Origin of the sequence: Streptomyces coeruleorubidus (assembly GCF_008705135.1) — a bacterium.
GTDB classification, from domain to species: domain Bacteria; phylum Actinomycetota; class Actinomycetes; order Streptomycetales; family Streptomycetaceae; genus Streptomyces; species Streptomyces coeruleofuscus.
Map to the genome: position 1 here is coordinate 5935844 of NZ_CP023694.1, position 16663 is coordinate 5952506.

Sequence of the window (16663 nt, forward strand, 5' to 3'; positions counted from 1 at the left end):
AGGATGTCACGGCGGCGGGCGCCGGCCTCAGGGTTTTCCGGTCGCCAGGCCGTGTTCCAGGACGTCCAGGGCACGGTCGACGAGTTCCCGGACGTCGTCCCGGTGGCCGGTCTCGGCCCAGTAGTGGGAGACCTCCATCAGCCCGCCCATCACGGACATGGCGAAGACCCGTAGCTCCAGGCTGTCGGGGGCGAGCCCGGAGCGCTCGGCGAGGGCCTCGCGGAGCAGCCGGCCGGTCGCCGCCATGCTCTCCATCATGCGGGCGCGGACGGCGGGGACCTCGACCCCGAGCCGGCTGCGCAGCCGGGTCACCTCGGGTTCCTCGGCGAGGCTCAGGTCGAGGGCCGTGCGCATCACGTGCCGCAGGACGTCGGCCCACGACTCGTCGTCCGGCCGGGCCCGCAGCTCCGCCAGGATCACCGGGTCCCACTCGTCGGTGATGACGATGTCCTCCTTGGTCGGGAAGTACCGGAAGACGGTCGACGGCGACACCTCGGCCCGGTCGGCGATCTGCTCGATCGTCGTGGCGTCGTAACCCTGCTGCTCGATCAGCGCGTAGGTCGCGGCGCGGATAGCCTTGCGGGTCTTGATCTTCTTCCGCTCCCGGAGCCCCAGTGGAGGCTGCTCGGCGGGGGTGACACTGGCCATGATTCGACAGTAACTCTCAATCACCATCCACTGCCAATTTTCCCCCGGGTGCAACGAAACCCGAGTGCAACGCGAACGGCCACGGCTCGAAAGCCGTGGCCGGGAAGGTGGAGCGGGCTTCTAACCGTGCTGGTACGCCACCAGCGAGATCCCCACGTAGTGCGCGACGAAGGCCGCCAGCGTGAGGGAGTGGAACACCTCGTGGAAGCCGAACCAGCGCGGTGACGGGTTGGGCCGCTGGATCCCGTAGATCACGCCGCCCGCGCTGTAGAGCAGGCCGCCGACGACGACCAGGACGAGGACGGCGACGCCCCCGGTCCGCATGAAGTCCGGCAGGAAGAAGACGGCCGCCCAGCCCATCGCGATGTAGCACGGCGTGTACAGCCAGCGCGGGGCGCCGACCCAGAAGACGCGGAAGAGGATGCCGGCCGCCGCGGCGGCCCAGATGCCCCACAGCAGCCACTCGCCTTTGGCGCCCGGCAGGAGCAGCATGGCCAGCGGCGTGTAGGTGCCCGCGATGATCAGGAAGATGTTGGCGTGATCCAGGCGGCGCAGCACGCCGTCCATGCGCGGACTCCAGTCGCCCCGGTGGTACAGCGCGCTCACGCCGAACAGCAGGCACGCCGTCAGCGCGAAGATCCCGCAGGCGATGCGCCCTCTGGTCGAGTCCGCGAGGGCCGTCAGAACCAGGCCCGCGACGAGGACGGCCGGGAACATACCGAGGTGAATCCAACCGCGCAGCTTGGGCTTCACCGGGTGCGGCAGGGAGAGCGCCGTGGGACCACGGCCGTCGGCCGGCGTGTCCGAAGGCGCGTCGGGGGCGAACGCAGTCATGGCCAAATGTTAGCTACGGAACCGTAAGTGACCTATCGGTCCGGTCGATCGGCCGATGAAGAGTGGCCATCCTCTCACCGTGGCCGAACGATGGTTACGCAAACGGACGGTCAGGTGAACGCAACGTGCATGTAAAGAGGCGCGAGAAACCGTGGCGAGCCTCACGTTGCTCACCTGTGCGCTCCTCTGGACAGATGGGCGCAAGCGTCGGATGATCAAATGAGTGCGGTCGGCACCGGATGAGCGCCAAGTTTCACCGTGAAGCATCCGGGTCGCAGCCCCCACGGGGCCTCCACATCAAAAAAATCCCTCATTTAGGAGCAATCGTGGCGCGCGACATCGCGGCTCCCACCGTCCCCACCACCCATCAGGGCCTGATCTCGTGGGTGAACGAGATCGCCGAGCTGACGCAGCCGGACAATGTGGTCTGGTGTGACGGATCGGAGGCCGAGTACGAGCGACTGTGCGGGGAGCTCGTCCAGAAGGGCACCTTCCGGAAACTCGACCCGATCAAGCGCCCCCACTCCTACTACGCGGCCTCCGACCCCACCGACGTCGCCCGCGTGGAGGACCGGACGTTCATCTGCTCCGAGAAGGAGGAGGACGCGGGCCCGACCAACCACTGGAAGGCCCCCGCCGAGATGCGGGAGATCTTCCAGGGCTCCGGGGGGCAGGGCGGCCTGTTCCGCGGCTCGATGCGCGGCCGGACCATGTACGTCGTGCCCTTCTGCATGGGCCCGCTCGGCTCGCCGCTGTCCGCGCTCGGTGTAGAGATCACCGACTCGGCGTACGTCGCCGTCTCCATGCGCACCATGACCCGCATGGGCCAGGCGGTCCTGGACGAGCTCGGCTCCGACGGCTTCTTCGTCAAGGCCGTGCACACCCTGGGCGCTCCGCTGGAGCCCGGCCAGGAGGACGTCCCCTGGCCCTGCAACACGACCAAGTACATCTCCCACTTCCCCGAGGACCGCGAGATCTGGTCCTACGGCTCCGGCTACGGCGGCAACGCCCTGCTCGGCAAGAAGTGCTACGCCCTGCGCATCGCCTCCGTGATGGCGCGTGACGAGGGCTGGCTCGCCGAGCACATGCTGGTCCTCAAGCTCACCCCGCCGCGCGGCGAGTCCAAGTACGTGGCGGCGGCCTTCCCGAGCGCCTGCGGCAAGACCAACCTCGCCATGCTGGAGCCGACCATCCCCGGCTGGACGGTCGAGACCATCGGCGACGACATCGCCTGGATGCGCTTCGGCGAGGACGGCCGGCTGTACGCCATCAACCCCGAGGCGGGCTTCTTCGGTGTCGCGCCCGGCACCGGCGAGCACACCAACGCCAACGCGATGAAGACGCTGTGGGGCAACGCGGTCTTCACCAACGTGGCGCTGACGGACGACGGCGACGTCTGGTGGGAGGGCATGACCGAGGAGCCGCCCGCCCACCTCACCGACTGGAAGGGCAACGACTGGACGCCCGAGTCGCAGACGCCGGCCGCGCACCCGAACGCCCGCTTCACCGTCCCCGCCTCCCAGTGCCCGATCATCGCGCCGGAGTGGGAGGACCCGAAGGGCGTGCCGATCTCGGCGATCCTCTTCGGCGGCCGCCGCGCCACCGCCGTACCGCTGGTGACGGAGTCCTTCGACTGGAACCACGGCGTCTTCCTCGGCGCCAACGTGGCCTCCGAGAAGACCGCCGCCGCCGAGGGCAAGGTCGGCGAGCTGCGCCGCGACCCGTTCGCCATGCTGCCGTTCTGCGGCTACAACATGGGCGACTACATGGGCCACTGGGTCGACGTCGCCAAGGGCAAGGACCAGTCGAAGCTGCCGAAGATCTACTACGTCAACTGGTTCCGCAAAAACGACGAGGGCAAGTTCGTCTGGCCCGGGTTCGGTGAGAACAGCCGCGTCCTGAAGTGGATCGTGGAGCGTCTGGAAGGCAAGGCGGAGGGCGTCGAGACCCCGATCGGCATCCTGCCGACCAAGGAGGCCCTGGACACCGACGGCCTCGAACTGGCCGGCTCCGACCTGGACTTCCTGCTCACCGTCGACAAGGAGGTCTGGCGCGAGGAGGCCGCCCTGGTCCCCGAGCACCTCAACACCTTCGGCGAGCACACGCCCAAGGAACTGTGGGACGAGTACCGCGCGCTGGTGCAGCGCCTGGGCTGAGACAGCCCTCCACCGACGCCGCGGCCGGCTCCGATCGTGCCCTGACCAGCAACATCGTCACGGCCGGCCGCGGTGACAGCACCACGGGAGGCAGGGGTCCGCACAACGGCGTGCGGGCCCCTGCCTTTCGCCTTTCCGTCGCGCCCCCTTGCTCACAGAATCTTCACGCCTGTTTCATGCTCTCTACAGGTGTCTCACCGGTCCCGGTGAGGCCCGCAACAAAGCCTGTGGGGGGCACAGTTGAATACTGCACATCGTTCCAGACGGCTCGCGGCCACGCTGGCCGCCGCCCTGCTCGCGGGGACCGGGCTCACCGTCGCCGCCGCGCCCGCGGCCCATGCGGCGGCCTCCGACGCCGTGGCCAAGCTGCCGATCTCGTCGTACTCGGCACTGGCCGTCGACAACGTCCACCAGCGTGTCTTCGTGGCGGACAGCAACGTCGGCTACTACCTCAACTCCGGCACCATCGCCGTCTACAACTTCGAGGGCGAGCGCCTCACGACCCTCGTCACCAACCAGGCCCACGTCTCCGGCCTCGCGGTCAGCGCCGACGGCAGCAAGCTGTACGCGGGTCTGCGCGACCGCATCGAGGCATACGACACCACCACCTTCCAGCGCACCACCGTCGGCTCCGTCGGCACCGACTACTGCGGCCGCGAGGTCGCACAGTCCAGCGGCCAGCTCTACTTCACGGCGCCCAACGCGTCCTCGGTCTCCCAGTGCGCCACCTCCGAGACCCACCTCGCGGGGATCGTGAACGGCGCGTACACGAACACCGGCTGGAACGACTACGGCGATCTGCTGCTGGAGTCCGGCGCCGGGGACCGCATGCTCATGGGCCAGCCGCTCAACGCCAAGGCGAGCGACCCTTTCCTCGCCGTGTACGACACCGGCAACGGCGCCCTGGTCCGTAACGCCGCGCGCCGCTTCGCCGACGACGCGGGCAACGGCGCCCTGAACCTCAAGGACCTGGCGCTGTCCGCCGACGGCACCAAGGTCGCCGTCGCCGACGCCACCGCGGGCACCCGGCTGCTGAACACCGGCGACCTGTCGGACGCGGCGACCGGCTACCAGGCCCTGCCCGACGGTGCCACCGCCAGCGCGGTCGCCTTCAGCGGCGACGGCAAGTACATCGCGCGCGGATCCGCCGCCACCGGTTCCGTCCCCGACCTGCTGGTGCAGCCGGCCGACCCGGACGACTCGACCACCCCGCTGGAGTTCGCCTTCGAGGGCAGCCTCGACGGCGACCGGGTCGTGCCGCGCGGCATGGAGTGGTCGGCGGACGGCTCCCGGCTGTTCGCGGTCACCACCAACGCGGCCGGCGGCCAGTACTGGCTGCACATCATCAAGCCGCCCGCCGTCCAGTACGACGCCCGCTTCACCGGCGGCCTCGCCCACAGCCCCGGCCAGGCCGTGGCGGGCGAACCGCTGGCCGTGCGCGGCAGGCTGGAGCACGACGGGCCCGCGCCCGCCGAGCCGCTGAAGGTCAGGGCGACCCGCACCGACGCGGCCGGCACCCACGATCTGGGCACCGCCACCGTCAAGGCGGACGGCACCTTCACCGTCCTCGACGAGCCCGACCTGGTCGGCGAGGCCACGTACACGGTGTCGTACCTCGGTGATCTGACCCACCGGCCGGCCACCGACGTCACCCACACCGTGACGGTCGGCAAGGCGCCCACCTCGATCGCGCTCACCGCGCCCGAGGAGGCGAGCATGTCCGGCGGCATCGAGATCACCGGCACGTTCACCGCCCAGGGCAAGGCACTGCCCGAGCGGGCCGTGCTCAAGGTCGTGCGCGAGGACCGGCTCGGCACGGGCACGCTGTCGTCGGTGACCGTAGCCGCCGACGGCACGTTCACGATCAACGACGTGCCGCGCACCCGCCGCGAGGTGACCTACACGGTGAGCTGGCCGGGCGACGACCTGCACAACGGGTCGACCGCGTCGGTGGAGGTCTACGTGAGGCGCTGAGGCACTCAAACGCCCAGGGCGGGCACGTCCTCAGGGGCGCGGGGCTGTATCGATGTGCGGCTCCGCCGCGTGGGCGCGACCAGCCACACTCAACGCGCACCAACCCACAGCCAAAAACCACAACGGCGATAACCGGCTCAAGCCAACGCAGTGCTGTTGTGGCGCCCGGTCCGCGCGTCGCTGCGGGTGCGCGCGGACCGGGGCCGTCGGGGGAGCCCCCCGGGGGGGCTCAGCGGGAGGCGAGTTCGCGCGGCTCGAGAGCCGCGGCGTGCGCGTCCATCCGCTCGGCGGCCAGGATGGCGGCCGCCGTGTCGGCGCGGGAGGCGGCGACGACCAGCGCGCGGCCGGCCAGGGCGTGTGCCCGCCGGTGGAGGGCGGTCCCGCTGCGCTCGCGGCGGGAGCCGCTCACCGGCGCGCGGACGGGTGTGCGCCCTCCGCGCAGCCGGCCCACCTGCTCCGCGAGCCGCTCAGCCGCGGTGTCCAGGTCGGTCGAGGCCCGGGCCTGGGCCGCGCGCAGCTCGTCCGTGACGGCGAGCAGCGCGGCGAGATGGCCCGCGAGCTGGATGTCCAGCTCTTCCTCACGGGAACGGTGGGGAAAGTCGGGGTTGGGGCCGTCCACCGTGCTGTGGACCGACTTGGCGCGGATCGGTTCGTACATGGGAGGGCCTCCTGAGTGCTTTCAGGAAGCCATCCTAGCTTAGATTTCGTCTAAAGTTGAGTTGTTCACAAAGCCGGACTGGCTGCACACGTACCGTGAGCGAGACGCTCCGTCAGGCCTGGCTGTAGCCGTCCAGGAAGTGCCCGATCCGGCCCACCGCGTCCCGCAGGTCCCCGACCGTCGGCAGGGTCACCACCCGGAAGTGGTCCGGTTCCGGCCAGTTGAAGCCGGTGCCCTGGACGACCATGATCTTCTCGCGCCGGAGCAGGTCCAGGACCATCCGCCGGTCGTCCTTGATCTTGAAGACCTTGGGGTCGAGGCGCGGGAAGAGATACAGCGCCCCCTTCGGTTTCACGCAGGTCACGCCCGGGATCTGGGTCAGCAGCTCGTAGGCGACGTCCCGCTGCTCGTGCAGCCGGCCGCCCGGCAGCACCAGGTCGTTGATCGTCTGGCGTCCGCTGAGCGCCGCGACGACGCCGTGCTGGCCCGGCATGTTCGCGCACAGTCGCATGTTGGCCAGGATCGTCAGGCCCTCGATGTAGGAGTCGGCGTGCGCGCGGGGCCCGGAGATCGACATCCAGCCGACCCGATAGCCGGCCACCCGGTAGGCCTTCGACATGCCGTTGAAGGTGAGGGTCAGCAGGTCGGGGGCGACGGCGGCGGTCGGGGTGTGCGTGGCGCCGTCATAGAGGATCTTGTCGTAGATCTCGTCCGAGCAGACCAGCAGGTTGTGGCGGCGCGCGATGTCGGTGAGCCCCTTGACCATCGCCTCGTCGTAGACGGCCCCGGTCGGGTTGTTGGGGTTGATGATCACGATCGCCTTGGTGCGGTCGGTGACCTTGCGCTCCACGTCGGCCAGGTCCGGCATCCAGTCGGCCTGCTCGTCGCACCGGTAGTGCACGGCGGTGCCGCCGGACAGGGAGACGGCGGCGGTCCACAGCGGATAGTCCGGGGCCGGCACGAGGACCTCGTCCCCGTCGTCCAGCAGGCCCTGCATGGCCATCACGATCAGCTCGGAGACGCCGTTGCCGATGAAGACGTGCTCGACGTCCGTCTCGATGCCGAGGGTCTGGTTGTGCATCACGACCGCGCGGCGCGCGGCCAGCAGGCCCTTGGCGTCTCCGTATCCATGTGCCGAGGACACGTTCCGGAGGACGTCCTCCAGGATCTCGGGCGGACACTCGAAGCCGAACGCGGCCGGGTTGCCGGTGTTCAGCTTGAGGATGCGGTGACCGGCGGCTTCCAGCCGCATCGCCTCCTCGAGCACCGGGCCCCGGATCTCGTAACAGACGTTGGCGAGCTTGGTCGACTGGATCACCTGCATGTCTGGGAGCTTACGGCCCGGTATTGCGTCATGGGCCGTGTTTTCCGCCACGTGAGACGCGTCGGTTTGTGCGGATATCGCCGCGGCGCTGTCCCACCAGCACCATCGATGCCTAGAATTCGCCGCCATGTTCAGGCCATCCGAATACGCCGACGGAGCGACGGGCGGCGAGCCCCAGGGCCCGCCGAACGTGTACCTGCCGCAGACCGACCCGCCCCCGGCGTACGACGCGTACGCCGATCCGGCGGCGGCGCACGGGTGGCGGGACGTGTACGACCCCGCGGATGCCCGGAACACCCAGGACACCCGGAACGCCCGGGACGACACGCGCGGCATGGACGATGCCACGCGCGGCATGGACGCCACGCGCGAGCTGCCGCCGATACCGGTGTCGACGCCGGTGCCGGCACCGGCGCATGGCCGGTCCGGTGCGGGCCGCCACTCCCGGCGGCGTCGGGGGGCGTGGCGTGCCCGCCGTATGGCGGTCGCCGCCGGAGCCGTGGGTGCCGTGTCGGCCGCCGCGCTGATCGCCGGCCTCGGGTTCTCGGACGCGCCCTCCGGCGGGTCGCGTGAGGGCGGGGGTGGCCGTACGGGACCGGCGGCGGGGGAGTCACCGACGGCGCCGTCCGCCGGTACCGGTCGGACACCGACCCCCGGGACGCCCCTCGTCGCCCCGCCGGCGAACGGTGACGAGCCGTCCGGGGCCGCGTCCGCGAACCCGTCCACCGCGGCGAGCCCCACCCCGTCCGAGTCCGGGCCGGACACCCCGAGCCCCTCGGCCGGCAACCCCACGGCCGCCGCCCCGTCGACTTCCGCTCCCACCACCACCGCCACCGCCTCGCCCCCGGGCCGGACCGAGGGAAAGCCCGGGCATGGTCCCGGCGGCACCAAGGGCCCCAAGTAGCTGGATCCCAAGGGGGCGTTGAGCCGGGGCGGGGCCGATCGGGACCGATCGCGGCCGACGGCATCGCCGCCGAGGCTCCGCCCTTCGGCCGGCCGGCGGATCGTGGCGAGCCGTTCGGCCCGGCGCCCGTGAGTCCGTCCGCCGACACGGTCCCGGCGGTACCAAGGGCCCCAAGTGATCCGCCCGGAAAGGCCGTTGGGTAGGGTCAAACCGGACGGGCGGGTTCCGCGTGCGGAACAACTCCTTGCCCCACCAGCCTTGCGACGATCACAATGCGCATGACAACACTGCAGGCGGCCGGAAGATTTCCGGCCGCCTCCGTCGCAAGAGGGGACCCCCCATGAGAAAACCTCTCGCAGCCGCGTTCTGCGCCCTGGCGATAGCCGGGGCGGGCGCGGCTCCCGCGACCGCTGCCGAGGCCGCCCCCACGGGCGTCGGCAAGGTCGCGGACACGGGCTCGGCCACGTCCGCCGTCCCGGACGTGGTCACGTCCGTGGAGCAGGCGCTGTCCGGGCTCAACCCGTCGGCCAAGGCGGTGAACCTCGCCGGCACCGTCGCGCTCAGCAACTGCTCCGGTTCCGTCGTGCGCATGCCGGACTCCGAGGCCGACGACCCGGCGCTGGTGATGACCAACGGCCACTGTCTGGAGTCCGGCTTCCCCGGCCCCGGCGAGGTCCTCGTCGACAAGGCGTCCAGCCGCACCTTCAGCCTGCTCAACGCCTCCGGCTCGCGCGTCGCCACCCTGCGCGCCGCCAAGCTCGCGTACGGCACGATGACCGACACGGACGTCGCGTTCTACCAGCTCACCACCACCTACGGGCAGATCAAGAGCTCGTACGGCATCAACCCGCTGACGCTGAACGACAAGCACCCGGTGGCCGGCACCGCCATCAGCATCCCCTCCGGCTACTGGAAGCGCGTCTACAGCTGCGACATCGACGGGTTCGCGCACACCCTGAAGGAAGGCGACTGGACCTGGAAGGACTCGGTCCGTTACACCTCCGCCTGCAACACCATCGGCGGCACGTCCGGTTCGCCCGTCGTCGACGAGGCCACCGGCAAGGTCGTCGCCGTCAACAACACCGGCAACGAGGACGGCGAGCGCTGCACGGTGAACAACCCCTGTGAGGTCGACGCGAGCGGCAACGTGACGGTCCGCAAGGGCATCAACTACGGCCAGGAGACCTACCAGATCCCGGCCTGCTTCGGCATCGACAACAAGCTCGACCTGAGCGCGAGCGGCTGCACCCTGCCCAAGCCGTAAGGCCGGGGCAGGTCCCTGACGGGCCGGGCGGTCACGCGGGAGTCCTGCGGACCGCCCGGCCCGCCAGGGCGTCCGTGCGACGCCCGTCCTCGATCACGAACCGCCCGCCGACCAGCACGTACGGGATGCCCGTCGGGAGCACGCGCGGCTCGGCGAAGCTCGACCCCGCCGCGACCGTCGCCGGGTCGAAGAGCACCAGGTCGGCGACGTACCCCTCGCGCACCAGGCCCCGGTCCGGCAGCCGGAGCCGGGCCGCCGGGCGGGAGGTGAGGTGCGCGACGCACTCCTCCAGCGACAGCACCCCCAACTCCCGCACGTAGTGCCCGAGGTAGTGCGGGAACGTGCCGTACGCGCGCGGGTGCGGCTTGGCACCCTGGAGGATGCCGTCCGAGCCCCCGGTGTGCACGCGGTGGCGCATGATCGCCCGGACGTTCTCCTCGTGGCCGACGTGCTGGAGGATCGTCGGCGCCAGCCGGTCGGCCAGCAGCAGCCCGCGCGCGGTCACCCAGGGGGCCTCGCCCCGCACGTCCGCCGACTCCTGGACCGTACGGCCGACGAACTCGGCCAGCGCTGGATCGCCCACGCCCGAGATCTCGATCGTGTCCCACTCGATGGGCACGCCGTGGCAGCCGTCCGAGCCGGTGACCTCCAGGTCGTGGCGGATCCGCTCGGCCGTCCCGTCGTCCGCCAGCCGCTCGACGACCCGCTCGGGGCCGCCCTCGCTCGCCCAGCTCGGCAGCATGGCCGCCAGCGTCGTACAGCCCGGTGTGTAGGGGTAGGTGTCGAGGCTGATGTCCGCCCCGTCCGCCAGCGCCTCGTCCAGCAGGGCCAGCAGTTCGGGCGCCCGGCCCTTGTTCACGCCGAAGTTCATGGTGGCGTGGGCGAGATGCAGGGAGCAGCCCGCCTCCCGGGTCAGCGCGACCATCTCCCGGTACGCCTCCAGGGCGCCCGCGCCGTAGGAGCGGTGGTGCGGGCAGTAGTAGCCGCCGTACGACGCCACCACCCGGCACAGCTCGGTCAGTTCGGCGTCCTTGGCGTACATGCCGGGCGTGTACGTCAGCCCCGACGACATGCCGACGGCGCCCTGCTCCATGCCCTCGGCGACCGACTGCCGCATCCGGTCCAGCTCCCGCGGGGTGGCCTCCCGGTCCTCCCAGCCGACGGCGAGCGCGCGGACCGTGCCCTGCGGGATCAGGTAGGCCGCGTTCACGGCGATCCCGCGGTCGAGGCGGTCCAGGTACTCGCCCACCGTCCGCCAGTCGAAGTCGATGTCGTCGCCGGAGCCGTTCCACCCGGCGATCGCCCGGCGCACCTCGCCGAGCGTGCGGTCGTCGACCGGCGCGTACGACAGCCCGTCCTGGCCGATGACCTCCAGCGTGACGCCCTGCGCGGCCTTGGCGCTGTGGTCGGGGTCGCGCAGCAGGGCCAGGTCGCTGTGGGCGTGCATGTCGACGAAGCCGGGGGACAGCACGAGGCCCTCGGCGTCCAGCTCCCGGCGTGCCTTCGGCCGCTGGCAGCCGGCCGCGGCGGCCTCCTTGACGATGGACACGATCCGGCCGCCGTCGACCACGACATCGGCCCGGTAGGAGTCCGCGCCGGAGCCGTCGACGACGTCCGCGTCCCGGATGACGAGCTCTTCCATCGCTCCTGCCTCCTAGAAGAACGTACGGACGTAGTCGACGACCGTGCCGTCCGCCTCGGCGACCGGGATCAGCGGCCACTTGTCGAACGACGTGCACGGATGGGACAGCCCCAGACCGACCCAGTCGCCCACCTCCAGATCCGCCTCCGGCGTGGTGCTCAGCCAGGCGTGCTGGTCGGACAGGGCCGTCACTGACACGCCGGTGGCCGGGCGCTCAACGCCGTCCCGGCGGATCACCTGGGCGAAGGGCAGGTCGAGGTCGTAGGCCGCGTCCCGCTTGCCCGCGTTGACGAAGGCCTGCTCGGCACAGGGCCGCGACACCACCTGCGTCCACAGCCGGAACGCCGGCTCCAGGGCGCCCTCCTCGGGCACCCGGTTGAACGGGGTCAGCTTGCGGTAGTGGCCGTCGTCGTGCGAGACGTAGGCGCCCGAGCGCAGCAGCTTCAGCACCGGCTGGGAGAGTTCGGGGATCTCCGCGAAGACCTCGGCGACCGCGTCGAACCAGGCGCTGCCGCCCGCGCTGACGACGATCTCGTCCACACCGGAGAACCGTCCGGCCTTGTCGAAGTCGACCGCGAGTGCGACCAGTCGCCGCAGCCACGCCGTCACCCGCTCCGGGTCGGCCTTCGGCACCTCGCCCTCGTAGCCCGCGACGCCGGCCAGCCGCAGGGTCCGCGTGCCCGCCACCGCGTCCGCGACCGCCGCGCACTCCGCCTCCGTACGCACACCGGTACGGGCACCCTCCCCGGCCGCGAGTTCGACGACGACGTCCAGGGGGCGCCGGGCACCGCTCAGCGCGGCGTCCATCAGCTCCACCCCGCGCACCGAGTCGACGTAACAGACGAAGCGGAACTCCGGGTCGGCGTCCAGCTCGGCGGAGACCCAGCGCAGGGCCGCCGCGTCGACCAGCTCGTTCGCCAGGAACACGCGCCGGGTCCCGAACGCGCGCGCCACCCGCACCTGATGCGGCACCGCCAGCGTGATGCCCCACGCCCCGTGCTCGATCTGCCGCTGGAAGAGCTGCGGCGCCATGGAGGTCTTGCCGTGCGGAGCGAAGGCCAGGCCGTGCCGGTCCGCGTAGGTCTCCATGACTCTCAGGTTGTGCTCCAGGCGCTCGGCGGAGAGCGCGAGCACGGGCGTGGCGAAGCCGCCGGTGAACAGGTTCCGGCGCTGGGCGGCCAGCTCGCCCACGGTCAGGCCGTCGGCGTCCGGCGGGAGGCCCTTGAAGCGGTGGTCGACGCGCTCGGCGGCGAGCCGGGCGAGGGACTCGGCGGCGGTATCGGCTGTCATGGAGCCTCCCTGATCAGGGGTGTTGCACTGTCTGCAACATTCATTGCGTATATCGCTCAACGCTGTCTAACATCTCGGCCACCCGGGGTCAACGAAAGCGGCCGCACACGCCGCCCCCGCCGAGCAACCAGGAGCTACGAGCATCGTGACCCCCACCGGACCCTGCAACGCCCCCGACGTCGTGGACGTCGTCGCGCTCGGCGAGGCCATGGTCACGTTCCTGCCGTCCCGGCCGGGACGGCTCGCCGACGTCCCCTCCTTCGACCGGGGCATCGGCGGCGCCGAGTCCAACACGGCGTGCGTGCTGGCCGCCGCCGGGCACTCCGTGCGGTGGGTCAGCCGGGTGGGGGACGACCCGTTCGGCGACCACCTGGTCGAGGCAATCGGCGGGTACGGGGTCGACGTGGCCCACGTCCGGCGCGACCCCGCCCGCCCCACCGGCATCTACTTCCGCACCGCCGGGGACCGGGCCACCGACGCGCACGAGGTGGCCTACTACCGGGCCGGCTCCGCGGCCTCGGCCATGTCGGCCGGCAACGTGGACCTGGACGCGGTCCGCGCCGGCCGCGTGCTGCACCTGTCCGGGATCACGGCCGCGCTGTCCGGGACCTGCCTGGACCTGATGCGCGAGCTGACCGCCCGCCGGCCCGGCCGCCCCCTGATCTCCTTCGACGTCAACCACCGGCCCGGCCTGTGGCGCGACACGGACGCCCCGGAGGTGCTGCGGGACCTCGCGCGCGGCGCGGACCTCGTGTTCGTCGGGCAGGACGAGGCCTGGGGGCTGCGCGGCGCCGAGGCCGTCCGCGCCGCCCTCCCCGAACCCGAGGTGCTGGTCGTGAAGCAGGGCGCCGCGGGAGCCACCGTCTTCCACCGGCGGGACGTCACCTTCGTGCCCGCCCCGCGGGTCGACGTCGTCGCCGCCGTCGGCGCCGGGGACGCCTTCGCCGCCGGGTTCCTCTCCGCCACCCTGCGCGGACTGCCCGTCCGGGACCGGCTGCGGCACGGGCACCTGCTGGCCGCCGCCGCCCTCACCGCCCCCGGCGACCTCGCGGCGCCGCCCGCGCGGGAGCACGCCGACCGCCTCGCCGCCCTGGACGACGCCGCATGGGGGAGACTGCGACTCGGCCCGGGCTGGACCGAGGACACTCAGCGGGCCCCCGAGGAGGTACGTACGCCATGAGCCAGACCGTCGACCGCGCGCTCAGCATCCTGCCGCTGCTCGCCGAGGGCCCCGCCGACCTGGGGCAGGTCGCCGACCGCCTCGGCGTGCACAAGTCCACGGCCCTGCGCCTGCTGCGCACCCTCCACGAGCACGGCCTCGTCTACCGCCAGTCCGACCAGCGCTACCGCCTCGGCGCCCGCCTCTTCGCCCTCGCCCAGGAGGCGATGGAGAACCTCGACGTCCGCGAGATCGCCCATCCCCACCTGGTCCGCCTCAACGAGAGCTGCGGACACACCGTGCACCTCGCCGTGTACGAGGAGAACGAGGTCCTCTACATCGACAAGGTCGAGAGCCGCTACCCGGTGCGGATGTACTCCCGGATCGGCAAGCCCGTCGCCATCACGGTCGCCGCGGTCGCGAAGCTGCTGCTGGCCGACCTGCCCGAGCACGAGCGGCGGGCGGTGGCGGAGAAGCTCGACTACCCCGCGTACACGGCCCGTTCGACACCCAGCGCCACCGCGTTCCTGCGCGAGCTGGAGAAGGTGCGCGAACAGGGCTGGGCCACCGACCTCGGCGGCCACGAGGAGTCCATCAACTGCGTCGCGGCGCCCATCCGCGGCGCCGACGGCCGGGTCGTCGCCGCGATGTCGGTCTCCGCGCCGAACGTCGTCGTCACCGCCGACGAACTCCTCACCCTGCTGCCGCTGGTGCGCCGTACGGCGGACGCCATCAGCGGCGAGTACTCCGGCAGAACACCAGTGAAGGGCACCGAATGACGGACAAGACCGCACCCACCCCCAAGACCCACACCACCCCGCCGGCGAAGTTCTCGCACGGTGTGAAGAAGGGCAACATCCTCCAGGTCGCCGGCCAGGTCGGCTTCCTGCCCGCCGAGGAGGGCAAGCCGCCCACGCCCGCCGGGCCGGCCCTGCGCGAGCAGACCCTCCAGACCCTGGCCAACGTCAAGGCCGTCCTCGAAGAGGGCGGCGCCGGCTGGGACGACGCGATGATGATCCGCGTCTACCTCACCGACGTGGCCCACTTCGCCGAGTTCAACGAGATCTACAACGCGTACTTCGAGGAGCAGGGCCTCACCCAGCCGCCCGCCGCGCGCACGACGGTCTACGTCGGCCTGCCCGCGGGTCTCCTCGTCGAGATCGACGCGCTGGCCGTTCTCGGCTGACACTCCCACTCCCGCACGCCCGTGAGGCGCGGCGCCACCGATGCGCCGCGCCGCGCTCCCCCCTACCCCGAAGCTGCATGCATTTACCCAGAGGACCCCCAAATGTCCCATCCGCTCGCCGCGTCCGCCCCTGCCGAGACCCCACCCCACACCGGAGGCCTGCTCCTCCTGGTCGACGGTACGGCCGGACTCCTGCTCACCGCCGCGCTCGGCATCGGGCTGCTGCTGTTCCTCATCATCAGGATGAGACTCCAGCCGTTCGTCGCCCTGCTCGCGGTCTCCATAGCCGTCGGCCTCGCGGCCGGCCTGTCGGTCACCGAACTCTTCGGCACCGTCCAGAAGTCGGACGCCGTCTCCACCATCGAGTCCGGCATGGGCGGCATCCTCGGCCATGTCGCGATCATCATCGGCCTGGGCACCATGCTCGGCGCGATCCTCGAAGTCAGCGGCGGCGCGGAGGTGCTGGCCGGCCGGCTCCTCGGCATGTTCGGCGAGAAGCGTGCCCCGCTCGCGATGGGCCTGACGGGCCTGATCTTCGGCATCCCCGTCTTCTTCGACGTCGGCATCTTCGTCCTGGCGCCCATCGTCTACGCCGCCGCCAAGCGCTCGGGCAAGTCGATCCTGCTCTACTGCCTGCCCCTGCTCGCGGGCCTGTCGGTCACGCACGCCTTCCTGCCGCCGCACCCGGGCCCGGTCGCCGCGGCCGGCCTCCTGCACGTGGACCTCGGCTGGGTCATCCTCATGGGCGTCGTCTGCGGTCTGCCGGCCGTCGTGGCCGCGTGGGCGTACTCGGCGTGGATCGGCCGCCGCATCTTCGTCGCCGTGCCGCAGGACATGGTCGAGGCGGCGGAGGAAGCGAAGCAGGCGGTGATCGACGAGCAGCGGGCGGCAGGCACGGAGCCGCGCGAGCAGCCGGTCTCCCTCGGCACGGTCCTCGGCATCATCGGCACCCCGCTGGTCCTCATCCTCGCCGCGACCTTCTCCTCGATCGCCCTGGACCCCTCCACCCTCCGCTCGGTGATCGAGTTCTTCGGCAACCCCTTCGTGGCGCTCACCCTCGCCCTGTTCCTCGCCTACTACCTGCTCGGCATCCGGCGCGGCTGGTCGCGCAAGTCCCTGGAGACGGTGTCGACCGCGTCCCTGAAGCCGGTCGGCAACATCCTGCTCGTGGTCGGCGCGGGCGGCATCTTCGGTGCCGTCCTCAAGGCCAGCGGCGTCGCCCAGGCCCTCTCGGACACGTTCAACGACGTGGGCCTGCCGGTGCTCGTCCTCGCCTACCTGATCTCCGTGGTGCTGCGCGTCGCCCAGGGCTCCGCGACGGTGGCCATCGTGACGACGGCGGGCATCGTGGCTCCCCTGCTCTCCGAGGGCGACCACTCCCAGGCCTTCGTCGCCCTGGTCATCATGGCCATCTCCGCCGGCTCCATCTTCGCCTCGCACGTCAACGACGGAGGCTTCTGGATGGTCGCCAAGTACTTCGGCATCAGCGAGCGGGACACTCTGAAGTCGTGGACCGTGCTGGAGAGTGTGCTGTCGGTGGCCGGCTTCGTGGTGGCCGCGGTGTTGAGCATCTTCGTGTAACGATGCGGGGGCCGACTGTGTGCGGCACAGGTTCGTCGACCAT

14 protein-coding genes are annotated in these 16663 nt (G+C 71.3%); 8 read left to right on the forward strand and 6 right to left on the reverse strand.

The annotated features are described in order from the left end of the window. Window positions 1-27: 27 nt before the first annotated feature. Both CP976_RS27520 and trhA read right to left on the reverse strand, forming a co-directional pair. Entirely contained in the window at window positions 28-648 is a 621-nt protein-coding gene (locus tag CP976_RS27520; RefSeq protein WP_150482753.1) for a TetR/AcrR family transcriptional regulator, read from the reverse strand. A gap of 120 nt (window positions 649-768) precedes the next feature. After that, window positions 769-1482: a PAQR family membrane homeostasis protein TrhA gene (gene trhA / locus CP976_RS27525; RefSeq protein ID WP_150482754.1), complete on the reverse strand. Its 714-nt coding sequence runs from the start codon at window positions 1480-1482 to the stop codon at window positions 769-771. Between the two features lie 326 nt (window positions 1483-1808). Here trhA and CP976_RS27530 point away from each other — a divergent pair, with 326 nt between their 5' ends. Both CP976_RS27530 and CP976_RS27535 read left to right on the forward strand, forming a co-directional pair. Continuing rightward, a complete protein-coding gene (locus CP976_RS27530; protein WP_150482755.1) occupies window positions 1809-3638 on the forward strand; it encodes a phosphoenolpyruvate carboxykinase (GTP) in 1830 nt (609 codons plus the stop codon). Between the two features lie 240 nt (window positions 3639-3878). After that, entirely contained in the window at window positions 3879-5612 is a 1734-nt protein-coding gene (locus tag CP976_RS27535) for a WD40 repeat domain-containing protein (protein WP_229875534.1), read from the forward strand. A 229-nt stretch (window positions 5613-5841) separates the two neighbouring features. On the opposite strand, the gene CP976_RS27540 is transcribed toward CP976_RS27535, so the two are convergent. Both CP976_RS27540 and CP976_RS27545 read right to left on the reverse strand, forming a co-directional pair. Continuing rightward, window positions 5842-6270: an SCO4983 family protein gene (locus CP976_RS27540; RefSeq protein WP_150482756.1), complete on the reverse strand. Its 429-nt coding sequence runs from the start codon at window positions 6268-6270 to the stop codon at window positions 5842-5844. Between the two features lie 112 nt (window positions 6271-6382). Continuing rightward, window positions 6383-7594: a pyridoxal phosphate-dependent aminotransferase gene (locus CP976_RS27545; protein ID WP_150482757.1), complete on the reverse strand. Its 1212-nt coding sequence runs from the start codon at window positions 7592-7594 to the stop codon at window positions 6383-6385. A 127-nt stretch (window positions 7595-7721) separates the two neighbouring features. On the opposite strand from CP976_RS27545, the gene CP976_RS27550 reads away from it, so the two are divergent. Both CP976_RS27550 and CP976_RS27555 read left to right on the forward strand, forming a co-directional pair. After that, a complete protein-coding gene (locus tag CP976_RS27550; RefSeq protein WP_150482758.1) occupies window positions 7722-8498 on the forward strand; it encodes a hypothetical protein in 777 nt (258 codons plus the stop codon). A 340-nt stretch (window positions 8499-8838) separates the two neighbouring features. Next, on the forward strand, window positions 8839-9762 hold the full coding sequence (locus CP976_RS27555) for a trypsin-like serine peptidase (RefSeq protein ID WP_150482759.1): 924 nt from the start codon (window positions 8839-8841) through the stop codon (window positions 9760-9762). A 31-nt stretch (window positions 9763-9793) separates the two neighbouring features. Here CP976_RS27555 and CP976_RS27560 read toward each other — a convergent pair whose 3' ends face one another. Further along, window positions 9794-11404 carry an N-acyl-D-amino-acid deacylase family protein gene (locus CP976_RS27560; RefSeq protein WP_150482760.1) on the reverse strand — a complete coding sequence of 537 codons (1611 nt, stop codon included), beginning with the start codon at window positions 11402-11404 and terminating at the stop codon, window positions 9794-9796. Window positions 11405-11416: 12 nt separating this feature from the next. After that, window positions 11417-12694 carry an amino acid deaminase gene (locus CP976_RS27565; RefSeq protein WP_150482761.1) on the reverse strand — a complete coding sequence of 426 codons (1278 nt, stop codon included), beginning with the start codon at window positions 12692-12694 and terminating at the stop codon, window positions 11417-11419. Window positions 12695-12839: 145 nt separating this feature from the next. Here CP976_RS27565 and CP976_RS27570 point away from each other — a divergent pair, with 145 nt between their 5' ends. From CP976_RS27570 to CP976_RS27585, 4 genes are all read left to right on the forward strand, one after another. Next, complete coding sequence (locus CP976_RS27570) at window positions 12840-13874, forward strand: sugar kinase (protein ID WP_150482762.1); 1035 nt, start codon at window positions 12840-12842, stop codon at window positions 13872-13874. Next, window positions 13871-14632: an IclR family transcriptional regulator gene (locus CP976_RS27575; RefSeq protein ID WP_150482763.1), complete on the forward strand. Its 762-nt coding sequence runs from the start codon at window positions 13871-13873 to the stop codon at window positions 14630-14632. The genes CP976_RS27570 and CP976_RS27575 overlap by 4 nt, the downstream gene beginning before the upstream one ends. Next, window positions 14629-15039 carry a RidA family protein gene (locus tag CP976_RS27580; RefSeq protein ID WP_150482764.1) on the forward strand — a complete coding sequence of 137 codons (411 nt, stop codon included), beginning with the start codon at window positions 14629-14631 and terminating at the stop codon, window positions 15037-15039. The genes CP976_RS27575 and CP976_RS27580 overlap by 4 nt, the downstream gene beginning before the upstream one ends. A 102-nt stretch (window positions 15040-15141) precedes the next feature. Beyond that, a complete protein-coding gene (locus CP976_RS27585) occupies window positions 15142-16620 on the forward strand; it encodes a GntP family permease (protein ID WP_150482765.1) in 1479 nt (492 codons plus the stop codon). The last annotated feature ends 43 nt before the right edge of the window (window positions 16621-16663 follow it).

Bases quoted from the DNA above. Each gene is read 5' to 3' on its own strand.
- CP976_RS27540 (WP_150482756.1), bottom strand. From the start codon at position 6,270: ATGTACGAACCGATCCGCGCCAAGTCGGTCCACAGCACGGTGGACGGC.
- CP976_RS27580 (WP_150482764.1), top strand. From the start codon at position 14,629: ATGACGGACAAGACCGCACCCACCCCCAAGACCCACACCACCCCGCCG.
- CP976_RS27575 (WP_150482763.1), top strand. From the start codon at position 13,871: ATGAGCCAGACCGTCGACCGCGCGCTCAGCATCCTGCCGCTGCTCGCC.
- CP976_RS27555 (WP_150482759.1), top strand. From the start codon at position 8,839: ATGAGAAAACCTCTCGCAGCCGCGTTCTGCGCCCTGGCGATAGCCGGG.
- CP976_RS27565 (WP_150482761.1), bottom strand. From the start codon at position 12,694: ATGACAGCCGATACCGCCGCCGAGTCCCTCGCCCGGCTCGCCGCCGAG.
- CP976_RS27550 (WP_150482758.1), top strand. From the start codon at position 7,722: ATGTTCAGGCCATCCGAATACGCCGACGGAGCGACGGGCGGCGAGCCC.
- CP976_RS27560 (WP_150482760.1), bottom strand. From the start codon at position 11,404: ATGGAAGAGCTCGTCATCCGGGACGCGGACGTCGTCGACGGCTCCGGC.
- CP976_RS27585 (WP_150482765.1), top strand. From the start codon at position 15,142: ATGTCCCATCCGCTCGCCGCGTCCGCCCCTGCCGAGACCCCACCCCAC.
- trhA (WP_150482754.1), bottom strand. From the start codon at position 1,482: ATGACTGCGTTCGCCCCCGACGCGCCTTCGGACACGCCGGCCGACGGC.
- CP976_RS27520 (WP_150482753.1), bottom strand. From the start codon at position 648: ATGGCCAGTGTCACCCCCGCCGAGCAGCCTCCACTGGGGCTCCGGGAG.
- CP976_RS27545 (WP_150482757.1), bottom strand. From the start codon at position 7,594: ATGCAGGTGATCCAGTCGACCAAGCTCGCCAACGTCTGTTACGAGATC.